Below are 2,403 nucleotides of genomic sequence, written 5' to 3'. Positions count from 1 at the left end.
GTGAATACAGTGTGCGCGAACATCCAATTATCTGCAGCGGACAAGCCCTCGGCCTATTAGTACCGGTCAGCTCCACCCCTCACAAGGCTTCCACACCCGGCCTATCAACCCTGTCGTCTACAGGGAGCCTTACCCTCTCAAGGAGGCAGGAGACCTCATCTCGAAGCAAGCTTCCCGCTTAGATGCTTTCAGCGGTTATCTCTCCCGAACGTAGCCAACCAGCCATGCCCTTGGCAGGACAACTGGCACACCAGAGGTTCGTCCGTCCCGGTCCTCTCGTACTAGGGACAGCCCTTCTCAAGTCTCCAACGCGCACAGCGGATAGGGACCGAACTGTCTCACGACGTTCTAAACCCAGCTCGCGTGCCGCTTTAATGGGCGAACAGCCCAACCCTTGGGACCAACTCCAGCCCCAGGATGCGACGAGCCGACATCGAGGTGCCAAACCATCCCGTCGATATGGACTCTTGGGGAAGATCAGCCTGTTATCCCCGGGGTACCTTTTAGCCGTTGAGCGACACCGCTTCCACACGCCGGTGCCGGATCACTAGTCCCAGCTTTCGCTCCTGCTCGACACGTCCGTCTCACAGTCAAGCTCCCTTGTGCACTTACACTCAACACCTGATTACCAACCAGGCTGAGGGAACCTTTGGGCGCCTCCGTTACTCTTTGGGAGGCAACCGCCCCAGTTAAACTACCCACCAGACACTGTCCCCGAACCGGATCACGGTCCAAAGTTAGATGCCCGAAACAGTCAGAGTGGTATTTCACCAACGCCTCCACCGCCACTAGCGTGACGACTTCACCGGCTCCCACCTATCCTACACAAACCATCCCAAACACCAATGTCAAGCTATAGTGAAGGTCCCGGGGTCTTTCCGTCCTGCTGCGCGAAACGAGCATCTTTACTCGTAGTGCAATTTCACCGGGCCCATGGTTGAGACAGTGGGGAAGTCGTTACGCCATTCGTGCAGGTCGGAACTTACCCGACAAGGAATTTCGCTACCTTAGGATGGTTATAGTTACCACCGCCGTTTACTGGCGCTTAGATTCCTAGCTTCGCTGGGGCGAACCCCAACTAACCAGTCCTCTTAACGTTCCAGCACCGGGCAGGCGTCAGTCCGTATACAGCGTCTTACGACTTCGCACGGACCTGTGTTTTTAATAAACAGTCGCTTCCCCCCGCTATCTGCGACCCCACCCAGCTCAGGCCGTAAAGACCGTCACCAGACAGGGCTCCCCTTCTCCCAAAGTTACGGGGACAATTTGCCGAGTTCCTTAACCATGGTTCACCCGAACGCCTCGGTATTCTCTACCTGACCACCTGCGTCGGTTTAGGGTACTGGCCACACACGAACTCGCTAGAGGCTTTTCTCGACAGCATGGGATCACTCACTTCACCAAAAACGGCTCGGCATCACGTCTCAGCCCTGACGAGAGGCGGATTTACCTACCCCTCGGCCTACACGCTTACCCCCGGACAACCACCGCCGGGTAGAGCTACCCTCCTGCGTCACCCCATCACTTACCTACTACAAGCTCGGGTCCCAGACCAGATACAGACAATCTCCCGAAGGATTTTGAACGATCCGGCGTGGTTAGCATCACCTGATTCGGTATTGGACGCTCGTGCACGGGTACGGGAATATCAACCCGTTATCCATCGACTACGCCTGTCGGCCTCGCCTTAGGTCCAGACTCACCCTGGGCGGATTAACCTGCCCCAGGAACCCTTAGTCAATCGGCGGCAACGTTTCTCACGTTGCTTTCGCTACTCATGCCTGCATTCTCACTCGCACACCCTCCACCACACGATCACTCGGCAGCTTCACTGGATGCACGACGCTCCCCTACCAACCCAGCCCTTACGGGCTGAACTTCACAGCTTCGGCGGTGTACTTAAGCCCCGCTACATTATCGGCGCAGAACCACTTGACCAGTGAGCTATTACGCACTCTTTAAAGGATGGCTGCTTCTAAGCCAACCTCCTGGTTGTCTGGGCAACTCCACAACCTTTCCCACTTAGCACACGCTTAGGGGCCTTAGCTGATGATCTGGGCTGTTTCCCTCTCGACTACGAAGCTTATCCCCCGCAGTCTCACTGCCACGCTTCACTTCACCGGCATTCGGAGTTTGTCTGACGTCAGTAACCTTGTCGGGCCCATCAGCCAAACAGTAGCTCTACCTCCAGCAAGAAACACGTGACGCTGCACCTAAATGCATTTCGGGGAGAACCAGCTATCACGGAGTTTGATTGGCCTTTCACCCCTACCCACACCTCATCCCCCAGATTTTCAACTCTGGTGGGTTCGGGCCTCCACGAGGTCTTACCCCCGCTTCACCCTGGACATGGGTAGATCACTCCGCTTCGGGTCCACAGCATGCGACTCAACCGCCCTATTC

At 56.3% G+C, this 2,403-nt stretch carries 1 rRNA gene; it reads right to left on the bottom strand.

Annotation, left to right across the window (positions count from 1 at the left end):
* Positions 1-36: 36 nt before the first annotated feature.
* Positions 37-2,403: ribosomal RNA gene (locus tag IE195_RS25965) — 23S ribosomal RNA — on the bottom strand; the annotation flags it as partial.

The organism is Nocardiopsis terrae (genome assembly GCF_014651695.1).
GTDB lineage: Bacteria > Actinomycetota > Actinomycetes > Streptosporangiales > Streptosporangiaceae > Nocardiopsis > Nocardiopsis terrae.
This window is presented reverse-complemented; position numbering and strand designations above follow the sequence as displayed.